General features: G+C 63.8%; 24 protein-coding genes. 7 read left to right on the plus strand and 17 right to left on the minus strand.

Going from position 1 to position 20,313, the window contains the following annotated elements; all coding sequences use genetic code 11:
* Positions 1-139 precede the first annotated feature (139 nt).
* The gene (locus SO139_RS08600; RefSeq protein WP_449379167.1) at positions 140-1,765 is read left to right on the plus strand and encodes an MFS transporter; all 1,626 of its coding nucleotides are present in this window, start codon (positions 140-142) and stop codon (positions 1,763-1,765) included.
* A 94-nt stretch (positions 1,766-1,859) separates the two neighbouring features.
* On the opposite strand, the gene SO139_RS08605 is transcribed toward SO139_RS08600, so the two are convergent.
* Positions 1,860-2,324 (minus strand): secondary thiamine-phosphate synthase enzyme YjbQ, encoded by a 465-nt coding sequence (locus SO139_RS08605; RefSeq protein ID WP_449379166.1) that lies wholly within the window; start codon positions 2,322-2,324, stop codon positions 1,860-1,862.
* Between the two features lie 167 nt (positions 2,325-2,491).
* Positions 2,492-3,013 (minus strand): hypothetical protein, encoded by a 522-nt coding sequence (locus SO139_RS08610; protein WP_449379165.1) that lies wholly within the window; start codon positions 3,011-3,013, stop codon positions 2,492-2,494.
* A 354-nt stretch (positions 3,014-3,367) separates the two neighbouring features.
* On the opposite strand from SO139_RS08610, the gene SO139_RS08615 reads away from it, so the two are divergent.
* The 5 genes from SO139_RS08615 (at position 3,368) to SO139_RS08635 (ending at position 6,004) form a co-directional block, all read left to right on the plus strand.
* On the plus strand, positions 3,368-3,742 hold the full coding sequence (locus tag SO139_RS08615) for an AtpZ/AtpI family protein (protein WP_449379164.1): 375 nt from the start codon (positions 3,368-3,370) through the stop codon (positions 3,740-3,742).
* A 108-nt stretch (positions 3,743-3,850) separates the two neighbouring features.
* On the plus strand, positions 3,851-4,600 hold the full coding sequence (locus SO139_RS08620; RefSeq protein ID WP_449379163.1) for a F0F1 ATP synthase subunit A: 750 nt from the start codon (positions 3,851-3,853) through the stop codon (positions 4,598-4,600).
* 53 nt (positions 4,601-4,653) lie between these two features.
* Positions 4,654-4,884, plus strand: coding sequence for a F0F1 ATP synthase subunit C (locus SO139_RS08625; protein ID WP_027521425.1), 231 nt, complete (start codon positions 4,654-4,656; stop codon positions 4,882-4,884).
* A gap of 62 nt (positions 4,885-4,946) precedes the next feature.
* Positions 4,947-5,513, plus strand: a complete 567-nt coding sequence (locus SO139_RS08630; protein WP_449379162.1) for a F0F1 ATP synthase subunit B — start codon at positions 4,947-4,949, stop codon at positions 5,511-5,513.
* A gap of 5 nt (positions 5,514-5,518) precedes the next feature.
* Positions 5,519-6,004 (plus strand): F0F1 ATP synthase subunit B family protein, encoded by a 486-nt coding sequence (locus tag SO139_RS08635; protein WP_449379161.1) that lies wholly within the window; start codon positions 5,519-5,521, stop codon positions 6,002-6,004.
* Positions 6,005-6,211: 207 nt separating this feature from the next.
* Here the strand turns inward: SO139_RS08635 and SO139_RS08640 are convergent, their stop codons facing one another.
* The 14 genes from SO139_RS08640 to coxB form a co-directional block, all read right to left on the minus strand.
* Entirely contained in the window at positions 6,212-6,892 is a 681-nt protein-coding gene (locus SO139_RS08640; protein ID WP_449379160.1) for a hypothetical protein, read from the minus strand.
* Between the two features lie 103 nt (positions 6,893-6,995).
* Positions 6,996-7,583, minus strand: a complete 588-nt coding sequence (locus SO139_RS08645) for a GNAT family N-acetyltransferase (RefSeq protein WP_449379159.1) — start codon at positions 7,581-7,583, stop codon at positions 6,996-6,998.
* 42 nt (positions 7,584-7,625) lie between these two features.
* On the minus strand, positions 7,626-8,915 hold the full coding sequence (locus tag SO139_RS08650) for a M16 family metallopeptidase (protein WP_449379158.1): 1,290 nt from the start codon (positions 8,913-8,915) through the stop codon (positions 7,626-7,628).
* The gene (gene thrC / locus SO139_RS08655) at positions 8,912-10,330 is read right to left on the minus strand and encodes a threonine synthase (protein ID WP_449379157.1); all 1,419 of its coding nucleotides are present in this window, start codon (positions 10,328-10,330) and stop codon (positions 8,912-8,914) included. Before thrC ends, SO139_RS08650 begins: the two co-directional genes overlap by 4 nt.
* Before the next feature lie 459 nt (positions 10,331-10,789).
* The gene (locus SO139_RS08660; RefSeq protein ID WP_449379156.1) at positions 10,790-11,434 is read right to left on the minus strand and encodes a response regulator transcription factor; all 645 of its coding nucleotides are present in this window, start codon (positions 11,432-11,434) and stop codon (positions 10,790-10,792) included.
* A gap of 192 nt (positions 11,435-11,626) precedes the next feature.
* On the minus strand, positions 11,627-11,992 hold the full coding sequence (locus SO139_RS08665) for a nuclear transport factor 2 family protein (RefSeq protein WP_449379155.1): 366 nt from the start codon (positions 11,990-11,992) through the stop codon (positions 11,627-11,629).
* Positions 11,993-12,101: 109 nt separating this feature from the next.
* The gene (locus tag SO139_RS08670; RefSeq protein ID WP_449379154.1) at positions 12,102-12,857 is read right to left on the minus strand and encodes an SURF1 family protein; all 756 of its coding nucleotides are present in this window, start codon (positions 12,855-12,857) and stop codon (positions 12,102-12,104) included.
* Positions 12,854-13,240 (minus strand): DUF983 domain-containing protein, encoded by a 387-nt coding sequence (locus SO139_RS08675; protein ID WP_449379153.1) that lies wholly within the window; start codon positions 13,238-13,240, stop codon positions 12,854-12,856. The genes SO139_RS08670 and SO139_RS08675 overlap by 4 nt, the downstream gene beginning before the upstream one ends.
* A gap of 81 nt (positions 13,241-13,321) precedes the next feature.
* Entirely contained in the window at positions 13,322-14,218 is an 897-nt protein-coding gene (locus tag SO139_RS08680) for a cytochrome c oxidase subunit 3 (protein WP_449379152.1), read from the minus strand.
* Between the two features lie 77 nt (positions 14,219-14,295).
* The gene (locus tag SO139_RS08685) at positions 14,296-14,958 is read right to left on the minus strand and encodes a cytochrome c oxidase assembly protein (protein ID WP_449379151.1); all 663 of its coding nucleotides are present in this window, start codon (positions 14,956-14,958) and stop codon (positions 14,296-14,298) included.
* 5 nt (positions 14,959-14,963) lie between these two features.
* On the minus strand, positions 14,964-15,128 hold the full coding sequence (locus SO139_RS08690) for a cytochrome c oxidase system small membrane protein (RefSeq protein ID WP_254102697.1): 165 nt from the start codon (positions 15,126-15,128) through the stop codon (positions 14,964-14,966).
* Positions 15,129-15,135: 7 nt separating this feature from the next.
* On the minus strand, positions 15,136-16,074 hold the full coding sequence (locus SO139_RS08695) for a heme o synthase (RefSeq protein ID WP_449379150.1): 939 nt from the start codon (positions 16,072-16,074) through the stop codon (positions 15,136-15,138).
* 63 nt (positions 16,075-16,137) lie between these two features.
* Positions 16,138-17,763: a cytochrome c oxidase subunit I gene (ctaD, locus tag SO139_RS08700; RefSeq protein WP_449379149.1), complete on the minus strand. Its 1,626-nt coding sequence runs from the start codon at positions 17,761-17,763 to the stop codon at positions 16,138-16,140.
* A gap of 69 nt (positions 17,764-17,832) precedes the next feature.
* Positions 17,833-18,672, minus strand: a complete 840-nt coding sequence (gene coxB, locus SO139_RS08705) for a cytochrome c oxidase subunit II (protein ID WP_449379148.1) — start codon at positions 18,670-18,672, stop codon at positions 17,833-17,835.
* A gap of 453 nt (positions 18,673-19,125) precedes the next feature.
* On the opposite strand from coxB, the gene SO139_RS08710 reads away from it, so the two are divergent.
* On the plus strand, positions 19,126-19,662 hold the full coding sequence (locus tag SO139_RS08710; RefSeq protein WP_449379147.1) for an invasion associated locus B family protein: 537 nt from the start codon (positions 19,126-19,128) through the stop codon (positions 19,660-19,662).
* 252 nt (positions 19,663-19,914) lie between these two features.
* On the opposite strand, the gene SO139_RS08715 is transcribed toward SO139_RS08710, so the two are convergent.
* Positions 19,915-20,310, minus strand: a complete 396-nt coding sequence (locus tag SO139_RS08715; protein ID WP_449379146.1) for a hypothetical protein — start codon at positions 20,308-20,310, stop codon at positions 19,915-19,917.
* Positions 20,311-20,313 lie beyond the last annotated feature (3 nt).

The following is a 20,313-nucleotide window of genomic DNA, read 5'->3' on the forward strand; positions in this document are numbered from 1 at the left end:
GGTTTCACGACGATGTTACCTTTGGGGCAAGCCCAGAAGCTGTCCGGCCGCGTCCGGACATCTGGGAGCGAGGAAACGATTTTCGGGGAGCCAATTCAACATGACGACAATGACTGTGTCCCGTGCTGGCGCAGGAGGCATGACAAAGGACGAACGGTTCGTCATTCTCGCCTCTTCGCTCGGCACCGTCTTCGAGTGGTACGATTTCTATCTGTACGGCTCGCTCGCCGGCATCATCGGCCTGCAATTCTTCTCGGATTATCCGCCAGCAACCCGTGACATCTTCGCGCTGCTGGCCTTCGCGGCAGGCTTCCTGGTGCGCCCGTTTGGAGCCATCGTGTTCGGCCGCGTCGGCGACATCGTCGGCCGCAAATACACCTTCCTCGTCACCATCCTGATCATGGGTCTGTCGACCTTCATCGTCGGCCTGCTGCCGAACGCGGCGACGATCGGGTTCGCAGCTCCGGTGATCCTGATCGCGCTGCGCCTTGCTCAGGGTCTCGCGCTCGGCGGCGAGTATGGCGGTGCGGCAACCTACGTCGCCGAGCACGCGCCGAACGGCAAACGCGGCTACTACACCTCCTTCATCCAGACCACCGCGACGCTCGGCCTGTTCCTGTCGCTGCTTGTGATCCTGTTCACCCGCACCGCGACCGGCGAAGCCGAGTTCGCCAAGTGGGGCTGGCGCATTCCGTTCCTGGTGTCGGTGCTCTTGCTCGGCGTCTCGGTCTGGATCCGGCTCCGCCTCAATGAATCGCCGATCTTCCAGAAGATGAAGGAAGAAGGAAAGAGCTCGAAGGCGCCGCTGACGGAGGCCTTCGCCAACTGGCAGAACGGCAAGCTCGTGCTGCTCGCCCTGCTCGGCGGCACAATGGGCCAGGGCGTGGTCTGGTACACCGGCCAGTTCTACGCGCTGTTCTTCCTGCAAACGATCCTGAAGGTCGACGGTTACACCGCGAACCTGCTGATCGCCTGGTCGCTCTTGCTGGGCACCGGCTTCTTCGTCGTGTTCGGCGCGCTGTCCGACAAGATAGGCCGCAAGCCGATCATCCTCGGCGGCTGCCTGATCGCGGCGCTGACCTTTTTCCCGATCTTCAAGATGATCACCACCAACGCCAACCCGGCGCTGGAAAAGGCGATCGAAGCGGGCAAGGTCGAGGTGTGGGCAGATCCCGCGGGCTGCGGCGACTTGTTCAATCCGGTCGGCACCCGCGTCTTCACAGCGCCTTGCGACACCGCGCGCGCCTTCCTGTCGCAGTCGTCGGTCAAATACGTGACGATGCCCGGCGCGGCCGGCTCCGGCGTCAAGGTCGTCGTGAACGGCAAGGAAGTGCCCTACGCCAACGCCAAGGACAGCAACCCGGCGGTTCTCGCGGCGGTGCAGGCGGCTGGCTATCCCAAGGCGGGTGACCCCGGCATCGTGAAGATGGCGCATCCGTTCGACATCTTCCGTCCGCAGGTGGCGGCGATCATCGGCTTGCTGTTCATCCTGGTGATCTTCGTCACCATGGTGTACGGGCCGATCGCGGCGATGCTGGTCGAACTGTTCCCGACCAAGATCCGCTACACCTCGATGTCGCTGCCCTACCACATCGGCAATGGCTGGTTCGGCGGCCTGTTGCCGGCGACCGCGTTCGCGATCGTGGCCTCGACCGGCGACATCTATGCCGGCCTCTGGTATCCGATCGTGTTCGCAGTGATCACCGCCGTGGTCGGCTTCCTGTTCCTGCCGGAGACCAAGGACGTCGACATCAAGGCGACCTGATCGCGCAAGCTGCCGGCGGCCTGCCGCCGGCGCAAACCAACAGCAAACCGGCCGCGAAATCCGCGGCCGGTTTTGTTTTGTCGGCGCACGTTGTTCAGTTCGCCTGGCCGATGAATTGCAACACGACCTCGCGCCGGTGCGGCGTCTTGCGGTGCTCGATCAGATAGATCGCCTGCCAGGTGCCGAGTGCCAGTTCGCCCTTCAGGACCGGCACTTGGAGCGATGTCTCCGTCAGCATGGTCTTGATATGCGCTGGCATGTCGTCTGGCCCTTCGAGGTCATGCACCCACCCGGAATTCTCGGGCGCCAGTCGCGATAGCGCCGTGGTGAGATCGACGAGCACGGAGGGGTCGGCATTTTCCTGGATCGTCAGCGACGCCGAGGTATGACGGATGAACAGCGTCAATGCGCCGTCGCGCGCGCGAACGTCGCGCACGAATTTCTCGGCTTCCGTGGTCAGATCGACGAAACCGCGGCCTGAGGTCTGCACCGTCAGCAACGATGTGCTGATCGTCGTGGCCTGCACCGTCGATGGCGCGGAGCGCGTGGTTGATGTCATGAAAGGTCTCGCTTTATCCTACGCAGCCGTAGGGTGGGCAAAGGCGCGTCAGCGCCGTGCCCACCACTTCTGTTGCGATCCATGAAAGATGGTGGGCACGGCGCAAGCGCGCCTTTGCCCACCCTACGAAGAACGCAGCTGTGCGCAGTCCGTTGCGTAACTGCGCGTTAAATCTTCCCCGAGACGTCCTTCTGCACGCGGTTGGCCATCTCGATCAACCGCCGCCAGGCGCGCTCCAGGAACGACACCACGCGATCGACGTCCTGATCGCTGGGCAGTGGGACCTCGATCTTGCGATTGTTCTCCGCGGCTTTCGGCTCGGCCTTCTTCAACGAGTCGGATTTCGGCAGCGCATCGTCGATCTTGCCGGAGACGGTCGGCCCGGCGGCCAGCTGCGCCTTCAGCTTCTCGAGCTCGGCCTGCAGGCGGCCGATCTCGGCGTCGAGCGCGGAGCGCTCGTCGGGCACGGCGTAGCAGGCCCAGCCCGCCCCGTTGTTCGAGCAGGTGGACACGGTCCCGGTGCGCGTATCGAGCCGCAACACGCCGTCCGGGGTCGGCGCCATGGTGTAGCGGCCGTTCTCGCTGTCGGGTGCCGCCTGCGCGAAAACGAGACCGCCACCCGCCGCGACAGCCACGGCGATGACAGCCGCCGAAAACCACGATGCTCTGGATGACGTCGCTGACCTCATGGCGCTGCTCCGTCGGAAAATGATGTGATCATGTGACCTGCCTGCAATCCTACACCCCGCGCGCGAAAAACGCGCTGGCGGGATGACTGATTTCGCACCTCGTTCGATATCCGCAGAGCAGCCAGATCCGGGCAAGGCCCGCTGATTGCGGCGCGAGCTGCTGCGGTGCGGCGTCACGCTGTGTGCAGCGCTGGGGAAGACGGCGATATTTCAAGTAATATCAATTAGATAGTCGAAAACGACGCAATCGTGACTTGGCTTGACTTGATTCTGTGCGGTCAGTATGGTCCGCGCGGCTTTCGAGGGTGGCGGGCGTAATTTCCATTCAACCGCGGCGTTTCGGGTCTTCGTTGCATGAGTACGAGCACGGGGCACGGCGAGAATGGAAATGGCGATAAATCGCCTGAGGAGGCTGCGCTTTCCGCAAGGCTCGGAAGTCTTAATCAGCGGTTGTCCGAATTTCGCGACCGCAGGATCAAGACCGAGCAACCCGCAGGTGAAGGTGGAGACGAAGCGGCCAGAGCCTCGGCGATGGCGCTCGGTTTCCGGCTATCCTCCGAGTTGATCGCCGGGGTCATTGTCGGAGCGGGGATTGGCTGGGGGTTCGACCGCTTGCTGTCGACGTCGCCTTTCGGATTTATCGTGTTCCTGCTGCTCGGCTTCGTGGCTGGCGTGGTGAACGTGGTGAGATCGGCGGGCGCGGGTCAAAACAGGCGCAGTGGTTCGTAGCCCCTCTGGCCAGAGGAATTGATCGTGCCGGCCTCGCCGGCACGGGCCGGCCCGGCCGGCTGACCGAGACCAGCCGGCTTGCCCGGCAGACCGAGAGATGCCGCGCGGATGACAATCGACCCGATCCATCAGTTCAATATCGAGCCTCTCTTCACGATCGGCCATATCGGCAGCCACACGATCGCCTTCACCAATTCGTCGCTCTACATGCTGGTGGCGGTGGCGGTGATCTCGCTCCTGATGCTCGCCAGCGGCACGCAGCTCGTTCCCGGCCGCCTGCAGTCGGTCGCCGAAATCTCCTACGAATTCGTCGCGACCATGATCCGCAGCAACGCCGGCGCGGAAGGCATGAAGTTCTTCCCGCTGATCTTCTCGCTGTTCATGTTCATCGCCGTCTCGAACCTGATCGGCATCATCCCCTACACCTTCACGGTCTCGAGCCAGCTGATCATTACCGCGACGCTCGCGCTTCTGGTCTTCTTCACCGTCCTGATCTACGGCGTCTACAAGAACGGCTTGAAATTCTTCAGTATTTTCGTGCCGCACGGCGTTCCCGGCTACATCCTGCCGCTGGTGATGTTCATCGAGATCCTGTCGTTCCTACTGCGGCCGGTCTCGCACAGCGTGCGTCTGTTCGCCAACATGCTGGCCGGCCACATCGCGCTGAAGGTATTCGCGGGCTTCGTCGCTATGCTCGGCGTTTCGCTCGGCGCTGTCGGCTGGATCGGCGGCGTGATGCCGCTCGCCCTTACCGTCGCGCTCACCGCGCTCGAACTTCTGGTCGCGTTCCTCCAGGCCTATGTGTTCGCGATTCTGACCTGCATCTACCTCAACGACGCCCTTCATCCCGGACACTGAGCGGTCCGGGGAATATCCACCCACAACCCAATCTTTCTTCCAAGGAGTCAAAAATGGATCCGGCAGCAGCAAAACTTATCGGCGCGGGCATCGCGTGCATCGGCATGGGCGGTGCGGGCGTCGGCGTTGGCGTCCTCTTCGGCAACTACCTCGCAGCCGCCGTGCGCAATCCGTCGGCCGCCCAGGGCCAGTTCGGCAACCTGATCTTCGGCTTCGCCGTGACCGAAGCGCTCGGCATCTTCTCGCTGCTGATCGCGCTGCTTCTGCTGTTCGTTCCGCTCTGATGAGGTGTTCGCGCCGCCCGACCTACGGGGCGGCGCGCGCATGACAGCAACAGGAGATCTCCATGGCTGAGAGTCATGGCGGGGCAAAAGGCCCGGAGGCCAATGCTCACACCGAGGCCGAGGGCGGTCACCACGGCGGAGGCTTTCCGCCGTTCGACAGCAGCACCTTTCCATCGCAATTGGTGTCGCTCGCGATCTTCTTCGTCGCGCTCTATCTGATCGTGTCGCGCATTGCGCTGCCGCGTGTCGGCGGCGCGATCGAAGCACGTCAGAACAAGATCGACGGTGATCTGGCCGAGGCGCAGAAGCTGAAGGACCAGTCCGACGCCGCGCTGAAGACCTATGAAGGCGAGCTCGCTTCGGCGCGTTCGCGCGCCCAGGCGATCGGCAACGAGACCCGCGAAAAGTCGAATGCGCAGGCGGAAGCCGAACGCAAGACTCTGGAAGAGCAATTGGCGAAAAAGCTCGCCGAGGCGGAGAAGACCATCGCCTCGACCCGCGCCACCGCCATGGGCAACGTCCGCAGCATCGCGGCCGATGCGGCCGGTACGATCGTGCAGCGGCTCACGGGCGTCGTTCCCGACGCAGCGTCGGTCAACGCCGCGGTCGATGCGTCCCTGAAAGGTTAGTCGAGATGTTCTTCGAACCTGAATTTTGGGTCGCCGTCGCCTTTGTGATCCTGATGGTCGTTTTCGGCTATCTCGGCATCCACAAGACCGTGCTGACCACGCTCGACCATCGCGCCGAGCGCATCAAGGCCGAGCTGGACGACGCCCTGCGGCTCAAGCAGGAGGCGGCCAAGGTGCTCGCCGACTACAAGGCCCGCAGCGCCACCGCCGAGCGTGAGGCCGAGGACATCATCGCCAATGCAAAAGCCGAAGCCGAGCGCATCGCGGCCGAAGCCAAGGCGAAGATGGAGGATTTCGTCGGCCGCAGAACCAAGACCGCGGAGAGCAAGATTGCGCTCGCCGAGGCCCAGGCGCTCGCCGACGTCCGCGCCGCAGCGGCAGAGGCAGCCGTTCAGGCCGCCTCCACCATCCTGTCGCAGTCGGTCAAGGGCCAGGTCGCGGACGACCTGCTCGCCAAGGGCATCACCGAGGTTCGGCAGAAGCTGAACTGAGGCGAGCTTCCTCACAAATCAAAAAGCCGGCGCGATGAGCGCCGGCTTTTTTTGTTTGAATGATTGGGTCCATTGAAAGTCTCGGTGTCATCGCCCGGCTCGACCGGGCGATCCAGTATTCCAGAGGCGGTGAATGATACGGAGAGGCCGCGGCGTACTGGATGCCCCGGTCAAGCCGGGGCATGACAGCGTGTTATTTGGCGCCGCCTATTTCTTCTTCTTCGGCGCCGCCTTCGACGATCCCGACAGCGCCTGCGGGTCGAAGCCAACGTAGAAGATATAGGAATCGGCGGCCGCTGCCGACGGCATCGGATAGACCATGTCCTCGGCGACGAAAGTGAAGGGCACGCTGCCATCCTCGGACATCGCCACCGTGGTGCGATAGGCCTTCGACCCGATCACCTTTTCGCCGACGCCGCCCTGCACCACCGCGACGCGCAGCGGAATTTCCACAGACGACGGTGCACCAGCCGGGCCCGCGACGATACGGCCCTGGATGCCGATCCGCGCGGTGATCTCGCTGCCGTTGCGGACGCATTCGCGCGCCATCTTGGTGATCGAGGCCTGGTAGCGCACGTCGTTGCCGACCGCCTGCTTGCCGGAGACGGCCACGGCATAGGTGGACGCGCCCGCACGCACCGTAACCGGCGGGCAATCGACCTCGGTCTGGGCGTCGGACGGCTGGCCGGGCGACGGCGTCGGGGTCTGCGCCGACGGCTCGTCCGACGACCCGCCGAACAGGTTCTTGAAGCGATCGGTCAGCGACTGCGCGGTCGCAGGCGAAGCCGCCGCGAACACAATCGACAACACCAGTACGATCACCAGACCTCGCCGCAGCGCGGTCTGCGAGGACCGAAGCTCTCTCACCTTCAAGGGACCATACTCCATGACAATATCCCGGCAGATCGCCGGCCTGCTGCGCGTTATATCGCCAAAATCGGCGAACCCAAGGCACACGATAAGGCAACACGACAGGCAAGTTTCGGCTTGGTTAGCCGCGGAAATCCTCGTGCAGCAGGCCGAACAGCAGATGATCCTGCCAGACCCCGTTGATGCAGAGATAGCGGCGCGCCAGCCCCTCACGGGAGAAGCCGCACTTCTCCAGCACCCGGATCGACGGTGCATTGGTGGGGATGCAGGCGGCCTCCACCCGGTGCAGGTTGAGCTCGCCGAACAGGGTCGGCAGCAACACCCGCAGCGCCGCGGTCATATAGCCCCGATGGGCGTAGGACTGCCCGACCCAGTAGCCGATCGTGCCGGCCTGGACGATGCCGCGACGGACATTGGCTAGCGTAATGCCGCCGACCATGGCGCCGTCGAGTTCCCGGAAGATCAGGAACGGATAGGACCGGTCCGCGGCGATATCCTCGGCATAGCGACGCAGGCGCCGGCGAAAGCCCGAGCGGGTGAGATCATCGGAGGGCCAGATCGGCTCCCAGGGCGTCAGGTAATCCCGACTTCCCTCGCGCAGATGCGCCCATTGCAGGAAATCCGACATCTGCGGCGCACGCAACAGCAGTCCGTTGCCACGTGGGGCGAGGGCGGCAGGTCCACTGGACGGCAAGCGAAAAAGAGCCATGTGATGCTTTCCGGGGTGCGATATCAGCCCTCGGCACAGCTCCTAGTGGAGCCTCGCCTTGGCTCGCGCCCGGGTCAATCCTTCCGCAAAAGACACCGCCGTGTCCAGACCCCTGCCGCTGCCCAATGCAACGACCGCGGGGCGGCTCCGCGATAATAGCGCTCGTGCTGCATTTCGCGTCGATTCGACGCTCACGGCGTCGATTCGGGCCACCAGCTCCTGCACCGTCTGGGGCCGCCCATAGGCCAGCACGTGCCGCGCGAGCTGCTCGGCGCGCGATGAGCAGCTCTCCAGCGCCATCAGGAGGCCCGCCTTCATCTGTGCTTTTGCACGCGCGATCTCGGCCTCGGTCAGCGTCTCCACCGAATCATTGATGATGTCGACGACGACCTCCATCATCTCAGGCGCGTCCGCAGGATCGGTGCCGGTATAGAGCCCGAAGAAGCCGGTATCAGTATAGGGCGCGTGGAAGCTGTAGATCGAGTAGCACAGCCCGCGCTTCTCCCGCACCTCCTGGAACAGCCGCGACGACATTCCGCCGCCGAGGACGTTGGTGAAGACCTGGAGCGAGAACAGCGACTGGTCGGTTTGCGGCACGCCTTCCAGCGCCAGCGTCAGATGCGCTTGCTCGAGCTCGCGATGCACCACCTTCGCCCCGCCCTTGCCGAACATCGCAGGCGTCGGCTTCGGTCCCGGTGTCGCCTCGAAACTCGCAAATCGCTTCTCGACCTCGTCCACGACCTGACGGTGATCGACCGCGCCTGCGGCGGCCACCACCATGTCGGGGCCGCGATAATGCGTGGAGAGATAGCCGCGCAGCATGTCGCGGTTGAAGCCGCGCAGCGTCTTGGCGGTGCCGAGCAGCGAGCGGCCCATCGCCTGCTCGGGATAGCAGAGCTCGTTGAGATGCTCGAACACGACGTCGTCGGGCGTATCCTGCGCAGCGCCGATCTCCTGCACGATGACGTTCTTCTCGCGCTCGAGCTCTTCCGGCTCGAAGGCGGGATTGGCGAGGATGTCGGCGAGCACGTCGAGCGCCAGCGGCACGTCGGCCTTCATCACCCGCGCGTAGTAGGACGTCGTCTCAGTCGAGGTGCCGGCATTGAGGTCGCCGCCGACCGCCTCGATCTCCTCGACGATCTCGCGCGAGGAGCGCCGGGTCGTGCCCTTGAACGCCATGTGCTCGAGCAGGTGGGAGATGCCATGCTCGTTCGGCTTTTCGTCGCGGCCGCCCACACCGGCCCAGACGCCGAGCGCGGCGGTCTCGACATGGGACATGTTGTCGGTGACGACGGTGAGGCCGGAGGCAAGCTTGGAGATCTCGACGCTCATCCGGCAACTCCCTGCTTTGCGGCGCGGCTGACCGACAACACGAACCGCTCCACCTCGGACTGATCGTTCTTCATCACCTTCATGTGTTCGGATTTGGTCATCAATCCGTCGAGCCAGGCCGGCAATTGCGGCCGCATGCCGCAGGCAGCCTCGACCGCGTCGGGGAATTTGGCAGGATGCGCGGTGGACAGCACGATATTGGGCACCGTCGTGTCCGTGGTGTCGCGATCGGCGACGGCGAGAGCTACCGCAGTATGGGGATCGACGAGCTCGCCGGCCTCGCGCCAGGCGGCACGGATCGCAGCCGAGGTTTCGGTCTCGTCCGCGCGGCCAGCGTCGAACTCCTCGCGGATCGCGGCGAGCGTCGCATCCGGCAGCACGAAGCGACCCGACTGCTTCAGCGAGTCCATCAGCCGGCGGACGCCGGTCGCATCGCGCCGGTTCGCCTCGAACATCAGCCGCTCGAAATTCGATGAGATCTGGATGTCCATCGAGGGCGACGCGGTGGCGTGCACCTCGCGCACCTCGTAGATTCCGGTCTTGAGCGTGCGCGCCAGGATGTCGTTGACATTGGCGGCGATGCGCAGGGTGCGCACCGGAAGCCCCATGCGCTTGGCAACGAAGCCTGCAAAGATGTCGCCGAAATTTCCGGTCGGCACCGTGAAATCGACCTGCCGCGCCGGCGCGCCGACCGCGACCGCGGAGGTGAAGTAGTAGACCACCTGCGCCACGATGCGCGCCCAGTTGATCGAGTTGACGCCGGACAGCGCGACATTGTCGCGAAAGCGGTGATGGTTGAACATCCCCTTCACGAGCGCCTGGCAATCGTCGAACGTACCTTCGATGGCAAGCGCGTGCACGTTGGCGGCGCCTGTCGTCGTCATCATGCGCTGCTGCACGTTGGAGACGCGGTTGTGCGGAAAAAGCACGATGAGATCGACATTCTCCAGACCCGCGAAGGCTTCGACGGCCGCGCCGCCGGTGTCGCCTGAGGTCGCGACCGCGATGGTGGTGCGCTGGCCGCGCTTGGCGAGGACGTGATCCATCAGCCGCGAGATCAGCTGCATCGCGACGTCCTTGAAGGCGAGCGTCGGACCGTGAAACAGCTCCAGCACGAATTGATGCGGCGACATCTGGCGCAACGGCACCACGGCTGGGTGACGAAAGGTGGCATAGGCCTCGTTCGCCATGCGGCCGAGATCGGCATCCGAGATCTCCCCGCCGATGAACGGGCGGATCACGTCGACCGCGACCTCCCAATAGGGGCGGCCGAAGAATCCGGCGATCATCTCTGGTGAGAGCTGCGGCCAGTCGAGCGGCACATAGAGCCCGCCATCGCGGGCAAGCCCGGTCAGCATCACGTCGCAGAAGCCAAGCTCGGGGGCCTCGCCCCGGGTGGAGATATATCGAGTCAAACCGCCCTCCAAAGGCCGGCCGAACGCCTAAACCTTTGATTTCAATGAAGTTACTTTGTTTTGCCGCAGCAAGCTGGAGGCACCATAGAGCGTTTTGCAGCATCGGGAAACCGCTTCCCGTGCCACCCAAGGCCTAAAGGCGGCGCAAGAAAAAGGGCTGCGGCAATGCCGCAGCCCTCTCCTGGAAGGGTCTGTCGTTACGTGTGCAGACCTGTTTTATCCGCGTTCGGAGGCCGGTTCGCGAACCATGGCCCCATCAAATCATTCGCCGTGAGCTTGTGGTCGGGTGTCATCTCATCGTCAAGGGCAAAAACGCTTTGCCCCGGAGAACGTTCCAACTTCTCCCGCTTGCTCCAAAGCGATGATCGCGATCGCACCCTGCTTTGAAGCTCGGCGTGGTGCGCCTGCCATGTTTTCCCGCCGCTGGCGAAGCAGCCGCTCGATGCGGACGAACCGAGCTCAGTTCATCCCAATCGCCACCGCGATCCGGATCAGGTCGGAATGGCTTTTCGCGCCCAGCTTCTGCTTCAGCAGCGACGTGGTGTTGGCGACGGTCTTGTAGGAGATGCCGAGGGCTTCGGCGACCTCGACGATCTTGTCGCCGCGCCCCAGCAGCCGCAGGATTTCCAATTCCCGCGGCGTCATCTGCGAGGCCGGGTTGGCCTTGATCGCCGCGCTGGAAAAGGTCACGGCCTCCGCGAGCTGCGGCGAGATGAAATTGTCACCGGCAGCGACCTTGCGCACCGCCTTGACGAGGATCTTGATGTCGTCGCCCTTGGAGACATAGCCCTGCGCGCCCATCTCGACCGCCCGGACCACGAAGGCCGGATCGTTGTTGGTGCTGAGCATGATGATCTTGGCGTCCGGATCGTCCTTGCGGATACGACGCATCAGCTCGAAGCCGGAGACGTCGGGCAGGCTGATGTCGATGAGGGTGACGTCGGGACGCTTGCTGACGAAGGCGCGGTGGCCGGACTTTGCGTCACTGGCCTCATCGATCCGGATCGAGTGATCTGACGCGAACAGCGACCTGCAACCGAATACGACGACCGGGTGGTCGTCGACGATCAATATCCGCGTAGCCGGCTTGACGATGTCTTGCATTGGTCTCGCTCGCTTTCCCAAACAGATACGCCAGCGGGAACAAATGGAAAGAGCGAAAATACCACCTGCGTTAGAATTTAACTAAATGGGGAAGACCCTGCGTGCGTCTGGCTGCGCCCGCCTGCATATTTGGCAGCGCGGGGTCGCGCCCCGCGAAAGTGCAATGCAATTGGGATGAATCGTCGCCACGTTTTAGCACGCAGAGCAGTCCATTGGATTCTGCCGGGCCGGCGCGCAAATGGTCCGGGAAATCTTGCCATCGGCGCTGAAGCCGAAGCTGGCGCGGATGCGCAACGAGCCGGCAATCGAATATTCGAGCTCGATGCCCTGCGGCGCGGGGCTGATGTCCTCGAGCCCGAATCCGGCAGAGGAGAGTGCGCCAAGCCGCGATCCCCAATAGGCTTCGAGCTCGCTGCGGCCGCGGTAGAGATGCGTGCCCCCGCACTGGCATTCGAGGCTGGCATCATCGGTATAGAGATCGATCAGCGACCTGAGGTCGCCCTTGCGACAGGCGTCCAGCCAGTCGACGACAATGCCCATCTGGTCGAAGTCACTCAACGCATCCATCCCGATCTGTTCACGCGAATTCGTTTCGCGGCGGCTTATGGCCACAGTCGTGAATGGACGCTGAATGGTAAAGCCCGGAAGATTCCGGTTCCGCGCCGGATCAGCTCCGCCGCCGGCCTCTCACCCACACGCCGAACGCGATCAGCACTGCACCCGCGAGCGTGAACCAGGTGATGGCATATTGCAGGTGGTCATCCCGGAGATGCACGTCGAGCGATCCGGGACGCGGGACACCGTTCTCGGGCGCAGGCTGTTCCAGATCGATGTAGAACGGTGCGACTGCACCCCAGCCGAGTGCACTCGCCATCAGATGCTGATCGCGAACGAACCACAGCCGCTTGGTGCGGTTCTCCCCGGGCGTGAGCCAGCCCGCCGCTTCCGGAAAGCGCAAGTATCCGGTGAGCGCGACCTGCCCGCCGGTGACGAGCTTGGTTACAGCACGATCCTCGACGGAGCGCTCCTGCATCGTATTTTCGACGAAGCCGGCATCGATCACGATCATCTCGCCGGTCGGCAGCCGTGCCGGCAGGAAGGCCCAGGTGCCGGGACCGGCGGCATCCCTGCGCACGGCCGAACCGGAGCTGTAGACCATGGCGTCGGGAAGCGGCGCGTAGGTCGCCGTGAGGCTCACGCGGCGAAACTCGTCGTTAGCCGCGTTGAGCGTGCTCCACTGTGCCGGCGACGGCAGCGCAACGGGCGGCGCTGCAAGCCGCTCGGTCAGCGCTGCGATCAATTCATGCTTAGCGATGCGGCGCTGCAACTGCCAGACACCCAGCGCGATGAAGGCTGCGATCATGGCGAGCGTGAACAGGGCAAATCCCGCCACGCCGCGGCGGCGCGTCGCGGTCCCCTTCATTTCGCGCGATCGACCAGCCGGCCCGGCGCCGCCTTGTGATGGAACTGCAGCGCGATCAACAGCGATTTCATCGACCGCAGCGGCAAAAGCGTAGTGACCAGGATCAGCGGCAGCCAGAGCGCCGCATGCAGCCAGAACGGCGGCTGGTACTTGACCTCGACGATCAGCGCGCAGGCCACCACGATGGCGCCGGCCAGCATGATGATGAAGATCGCCGGCCCGTCGCCGGAGTCGATGAAGGCGTAATCGAGGCCGCAGACCTCACATGACGGTGCGAGCGCGAGGAAGCCAGTATAGAGCTTGCCCCGTCCGCAGCGCGGACATTTGCAGGCAAGCCCGCGCATCGCGCTCTGGAGAACGGTGGTGGGAGGATACTCGGTCATGCACTTTCCTTCCCCTCTCCATACCTTAAGCAAAAGGGGCGGCCGCTAAGGCCGCCCCTTTATATCACGATCGACCAGCGTTTAATGCGCGCCGTGGGCCATGGTTTCGGCGCCGCGTCCCCAGACGTAGATGCAGATGAACAGGAACAGCCAGACCACGTCGACGAAGTGCCAGTACCAGGCGGCGAACTCGAAGCCGAGGTGCTGCTTCGGCGTGAAGTGACCGGCATAGGCCCGCGCCAGGCACACCAGCAGGAACACGGTGCCGACCAGCACGTGGAAACCATGGAAGCCGGTCGCCATGAAGAAGGTCGCGCCGTAGACGTTGCCAGCGAAGGAGAAGGCTGCGTGGCTGTACTCATAGGCCTGCACGCAGGTGAAGGTCGCGCCCAGGAGCACGGTGAGGATCAGGCCGTACTTGAGGCCCTGGCGATCGTTCTCCAGCAGCGCATGGTGCGCCCAGGTTACTGTGGTGCCCGAGGTCAGGAGGATCAGGGTGTTGAGCAGCGGCAGGTGCCAGGGATCGAACGTCTCGATGCCGTGCGGCGGCCAGGTGCCGGGCACGCTGCAGGCGCCCATCTGGGTGCCAAGGCCGCAGCCGAACACGGCGTCGCGCGTGGCGTGGACGGGGTCGGCCGGGAACAGCGACGAGTTGAAGAAGGCCCAGAACCAGGCAACGAAGAACATCACCTCGGAGGCGATGAACAGGATCATGCCGTAGCGGTGGCTGATCTGCACCACGCGGGTGTGATCGCCCTTGTACTGGGCTTCCTTGATCACGTCGCCCCACCAGCTCGCCATGGTGTAGAGCACGCCCACGGTGCCGACGCCGAAGATGATCGGCGCTGCCGCGAACATGTGGTGCATCCAGGCGATCGCGCCGAGTGCCATGATGAAGGCCGAGACCGAGCCGACGGCCGGCCACGGAGACGGATCGACCAGGTGATAGTCGTGATGCTTGCCTTGCGCGGTCGCCATTTCCGTCTCTCTCCTTAGCCCGTGCCTGTCAGGCACTTATCCCCTTTGATTCCAATCCCCGGAGGTGAGCCCGGCGATCAAAGATTGCCTTTGCGCTTGTCGTCCTCGCCCGCTGCAAGCGGCTTCACCGCCGGCTCGCGCACCGGATAGAACGTGTAGGACAGCGTGATCGTACCCAGCCCGTCATTGTCGTGGTCATCGATAATCGACGGATCGACATAGAACACCACCGGCATCTCCCGCTTCTCGCCGGGCGCCATGGTCTGCTCGGTGAAGCAGAAGCAGTTGATCTTCTGGAAATAGGACCCGACCGTCAGCGGCGCGACATTGTAGGCCGCCTGGCCTGCGGTGGTGCGCGCGGCCTGGTTGGTCACGGTGTAGTAGATGGTCGTGACCTGACCGATATTGACCTCGATCTCGGTCTGCTCCGGCTCGAACTTCCAAGGCAGGCCCGGCGCGACATTGGAATCGAAGCGCACCGCGATCTTGCGCGCGATCGGCCCGGTGGCGGGCGCCGCGGTCGCGACCTGGGTGGTGCCGTTGAAGCCAGTGGCGCGGCAGAACCAATTGTAGAACGGCACGGCCGCATAGGAGGCACCGACCATCAGCGCGACCACGCCGCCGCAGATCGAGGCGACCAGTGCGTCGCGGCCAAGGCCACTGAAGAGGCCATTGAAAAGACCGCGTCCCTTCGTGGCCCTCCGGCTCTCATCCCGCGATATGGTCGGCTTCTGATCCATCTTTCCTACAATGGCCGAACTAGCACCGCTGGTCCCTTGACCATGGTGACCGCGAAAAACAGCACCACGAGCACGCCGAGCGCGAGTGCGATCGCAATCGAGCGCTGACGGCGGCTCTTCTTCTGCGCCTCGGTGAGGACGATTCCATCTGGCTCGGGTTTGTCGGGCATGCCAGCGTCATGCGCCCCCTACCATCGGAGCAACGGCGCGGAACACGACCTCGGCAAGCAGGGTCGCGAACAGCGCGAACAGATAAAGAATGGAGAAAGCAAACAATTTGCGCGTCGCGCGCAGCGACTGGCTGCGCTCGCGCCGCATATAGACGTTGATGGCGAGCACCAGCATGCCGGCGCCGAGCACCAGCGAGGTGACGCCGTAGATCCAGTCGAAATAACCGAGCGCCCAGGGCGCCGCAGCCACCGCGATCAGGACGACGGTGTAGAGCAGGATCTGCAGCCGCGTCGCGTCGGGGCCGGCGACGTTGGGCAGCATCGGGATGCCGGCGCGGGCATAGTCGTCCGAGCGGAACAGCGCCAGCGCCCAGAAGTGCGGCGGGGTCCAGAAGAAGATGATGAGGAACAGGAGCAGCGGCTCGACGTCGACCGTGCCGGTCACTGCGGCCCAGGCGACCACTGGCGGCAGCGCGCCGGCGGCACCGCCGATCACGATGTTCTGCGTGGTCCAGCGCTTCAGGAGCAGGGTGTAGATCACGACGTAGAAGAAGATGGTGAAGGCGAGCAGCGCGCCCGCAATCCAGTTGACGAGGATGCCGAGCGTCATCACCGAGAAGAAGGCGAGCGTCATGCCGAAGGCCATCGCCTCGGGCCTGGTGATGCGTCCGCGCGGGATTGGTCGGTTCGCCGTGCGCGACATCTTGGCGTCGATGTCGCCTTCCAGCGCCATGTTCAACGCACCGGATGCGCCGGCGCCGACCGCGATGCAGAGCAGCGAGGTGATCGCGAGCACGGGATGGAAATGCCCGGGCGCCATCATCAGCCCGACCAGCGCGGTGAAGATCACGAGCGACATCACCCGCGGCTTCAAAAGCGCGATGTAGTCGCCGACCTCCGCCTCGGAGATCCTGATATCGATGGCGTTCTGATCGAGGACCGACACTTAAACCTACTCGCTTCGTGATAGAGCCGCGGCGCCATCAAAGGCGCCGCGGCGAAGGGTTGCTTACTGAACGCGGGGCAGCACTTCGAACTGGTGGAACGGCGGCGGCGAGGGCAGCGTCCACTCCAGCGTGGTTGCGCCGGCCCCCCAGGGATTGGCTCCCGCCTCCTGCTTACGGGCGAACGCGTCGAACACGCAGTAGAGGAAGATCAGCACGCCGAAGCCCGAGATGTACGAGCCGATCGACGAGATGTAATTCCAGCCTGCGAACGCATCGGGATAGTCGACATAGCGGCGCGGCATGCCCGACAGGCCGAGGAAGTGCTGCGGGAAGAACACCAGATTGACGCCGATGAAGGTGACCCAGAAGTGCAGCTTCGCGAGCGCCTCGTTGTACATGTAGCCCGTCATCTTCGGGAACCAGTAGTACCAACCGGCGAAGATCGCGAACACCGCGCCGAGCGACAGCACGTAGTGGAAGTGCGCGACGACGTAGTAGGTCTCCTGGAGCACGCGGTCGACGCCGGCATTCGCCAGCACGACGCCGGTGACGCCGCCGACCGTGAACAGGAAGATGAAGCCAACTGCCCAGAGCATCGGTGCGCGGAACTCGATCGAGCCGCCCCACATCGTGGCGATCCACGAGAAGATCTTCACGCCCGTGGGCACCGCGATCACCATGGTCGCAGCGACGAAATAGGCCTGCGTCGCCGAGGACATGCCGACCGTGTACATGTGGTGCGCCCACACCACGAAGCCGATGCCGCCGATCGCGACCATGGCGTAGGCCATGCCGAGATAGCCGAACACGGGCTTGCGCGAGAAGGTCGACACGATCTGGCTGATCATGCCGAAGCCGGGCAGGATCAGGATGTACACCTCGGGGTGGCCGAAGAACCAGAACAGGTGCTGGAACAGCACCGGATCGCCGCCGCCGTCCGGCGAGAAGAAGGTGGTGCCGAAGTTGCGGTCGGTGAGCAGCATGGTGATCGCACCCGCGAGCACCGGCAGCGACAGCAGCAGCAGGAACACCGTCACCAGGATCGACCAGACGAACAGGGGCATCTTGTGCAGGGTCATGCCCGGCGCGCGCATGTTGAAGATCGTGGTGATGAAGTTGATCGCGCCCAGGATCGACGAGGCACCGGCGAGGTGCAGCGACAGGATCGCGAAATCGACGGCCGGGCCCGGATGCCCCGTGGTCGACAGCGGCGCGTAGATGGTCCAGCCCGCGCCGACGCCATTGGCGCCCGGCTCACCCTCGACGAAGGTCGAGATCAGGAGCAGCGCGAAGGAGGCCGGCAGCAGCCAGAACGAGATGTTGTTCATGCGCGGGAACGCCATGTCGGGCGCACCGATCATCAGCGGCACGAACCAGTTGCCGAAGCCGCCGATCATCGCGGGCATGACCATGAAGAAGATCATGATCAGGCCGTGACTGGTCACGAACACATTGTAGGTGTGGGTCTCGTGGAAGATCTGCACGCCCGGATACATCAGCTCGGCGCGGATCGCGATCGACATCGCAGCACCGATGATGCCGGCGATGACCGCGAAGAACAGGTACATCGTGCCGATGTCCTTGTGGTTGGTCGAATAGACGTACCGCCGCCATCCGGTCGGATGGGCGTGATCGTCGTGTGCGTGGTCTTGGGCGTGATCGCCGTGTGTCGCTGCACTCGTTGCCATTTTCAAATCCTGCCTTGCGTCCCGTTCGGACCCCGAGAGGTCCCGCCCTTTCGTCCCCTGAACCGGCGCTTACTGCGCCGGGCCGGCCGCGGAGGCGTAAGTGCTCGTGCCACCGCTCGCATATTTCTTCTTCGCCGTTTCAACCCAGGAGGCGAATTCCTGATCGCTGACCACGCGAATAGCGATCGGCATGAAGGCATGGTCCTTGCCGCAGAGCTCCGAGCACTGGCCATAATACATGCCGGTCTTGGTCGCCTTGAACCAGGTCTCGTTCAGGCGGCCCGGAATCGCGTCGATCTTGACGCCGAAGGCCGGCAACGCGAACGCGTGGATGACGTCGGCGCCGGTGGTCTGGACGCGAACCACCTTGTTCACCGGCACCACCATCTCGTTGTCGACGCCGAGCAGGCGGGGCTGCTTGTCCTGCGCCATCAGCGAGTCGAACTCGAACTTGCCGTTGTCGGGGTAGGCGTAGGACCAGTACCACTGCTTGCCGGTGGCCTTGATGGTCAGATCCGCCTTCGGCACGTCGAGCTCGAGGAACAGGAGGCGGAACGACGGCACCGCAATGCCGACCAGGATCAGCACCGGCACCAGCGTCCAGAGCACTTCGATCAGCGTGTTGTGGGTGGTCCGCGATGGCACCGGATTGGCCCTCGCGTTGAATTTCACGACCACGATCACCAGAAGCGCGAGCACGAACAGCGTGATCACGGTGATGAGCACGAACAGGAAATTGTGGAACCAGACGATGTTGTCCATCACCGGGGAAGCGGATTGCTGAAGCGTCCACTCCCACGGCGCCGGCTGTCCAAGCTCGGCAAATGCCGCGCCGCCAGTGGCCAGCGTCAGGCCAGCTACGACCAATCCCAGCAAGTGCCGGCCCATCCGGCCCATCGACATCCTCATGCCGCTCGCGCTCCCCTTACGAAATCACCCCAATGCACTCCCCTATTTTTGGGGAACGCTTATTCGATCCGCCCGTCCGACAAACCGCCGCGCAAGAATACCTCTAAGAGGAATTGGGGCCAGATCGCTAGAACGCCGAAATCAAGCCTCTCAAACCATAATTCTTGATGTATCGCAATGCAGTCTTGAGCCCGGTCTGCCAGCCATCACACGCAAGATATTTCAGACAAAATCACTGTTCCCGGGAGTGTCGCGGCTTGACAGCAGGATTGCCCGCTGTAGGCACTGAGCGGTCGCCCCCGCAGGAGCCTGATTCGCGCGGGAAAAGGCGACCCGCGCGGCGCGGGATTTGCTTGTTGGTTGCTTGGGATCCGCCTTTAAGCCGCCGTCATTTCCGTACCTGAGTGGAAGCGAAGCCGCCCAAACAGGTTGCGAACAGAGGGATCGACCCCGATGGGGCTTTCGACACGCATGGGCAAACCCGTTCCGTACCGCCATTTTGGCGCGCTGGCTTGTCTCCTGGTGGCCGCCATCCTCCTCCTGCCGGGCCTCGCGCATGCGCAAGGCGCGGTGCGCTCGGTCCATGGTGACTGGCAGATCCGCTGCGACACCCCGCCGGGAGCCCAGGCCGAGCAATGCGCCCTGATCCAGAGCGTCGTCGCCGAAGACCGCTCCAATGCCGGGCTGACCGTGATCGTGCTCAAGACGGCCGACCAGAAGAGCCGGCTGATGCGGGTGGTCGCACCGCTCGGCGTGCTGCTGCCCTCCGGCCTCGGCCTCAAGCTCGACAACCAGGACGTCGGCCGCGCCGGCTTCGTCCGCTGCCTGCCCAATGGTTGCGTCGCCGAGGTCGTCATGGACGACAAGCTGCTCGGCCAGCTTCGCTCAGCCAAGACCGCGACCTTCATCATCTTCGAAACCCCCGAGGAAGGCATCGGCTTCCCGCTCAGCTTGAACGGGCTCGGCGAGGGGTATGACAAGTTGCCGTAGCGACGCGAGGCCCCCCAGGCACTTGTCGCCTTCACACTCCCGGCTTCCGTCATGGCCGGGCTCGTCCCCGCCATCCACGCATCACGACGATCGCGAACGGACGTGGATGCCCGGGACAAGCCCGGGCATGACGACTGAGCGCGTGGCGCCCCACCTGCCCCCATCTTCATTGCGAGCGTAGCGAAGCAATCCAGAGTCTTTCCGCGGGTTACTGCCAGGAATGACGAGTATTGGCTGCCACCTGCCAGCAATTCACGCCCTATCGACGCGATAAAGCTCCGTCTCGCACCAGGTGCAGCGATAGATGCGGCCGGCACTGGCAACGGTCATCCCGGCGGCCTTCTGCCGGCATTTGGCGCAGACGACACCGCCCGTTGTTGCTGAGCCTGGATGGGCCGCAACGTACTGTTCGCGCGTGGGATAGGATTTCCAGCCGCGGCGATAGATGAGCTGGTTGACGAACAGGACCAGAGCCAGCACCGCGAAGCCGATGATCAGACCATGATACTGGTCCCAGAACGCAAGCAGGGAAATCCACATGCTTTGGCCGCCGCCTTCCATAAGGGTGCGCCGGTATAGGCTGAAAATCTTGAAAACCGGCTTAAGACGAGGGCAACCGAAGGAATGACCGGGCGCGATTCCGACCATGTC

The sequence above is a fragment of the Bradyrhizobium sp. UFLA05-89 genome, from assembly GCF_059803475.1.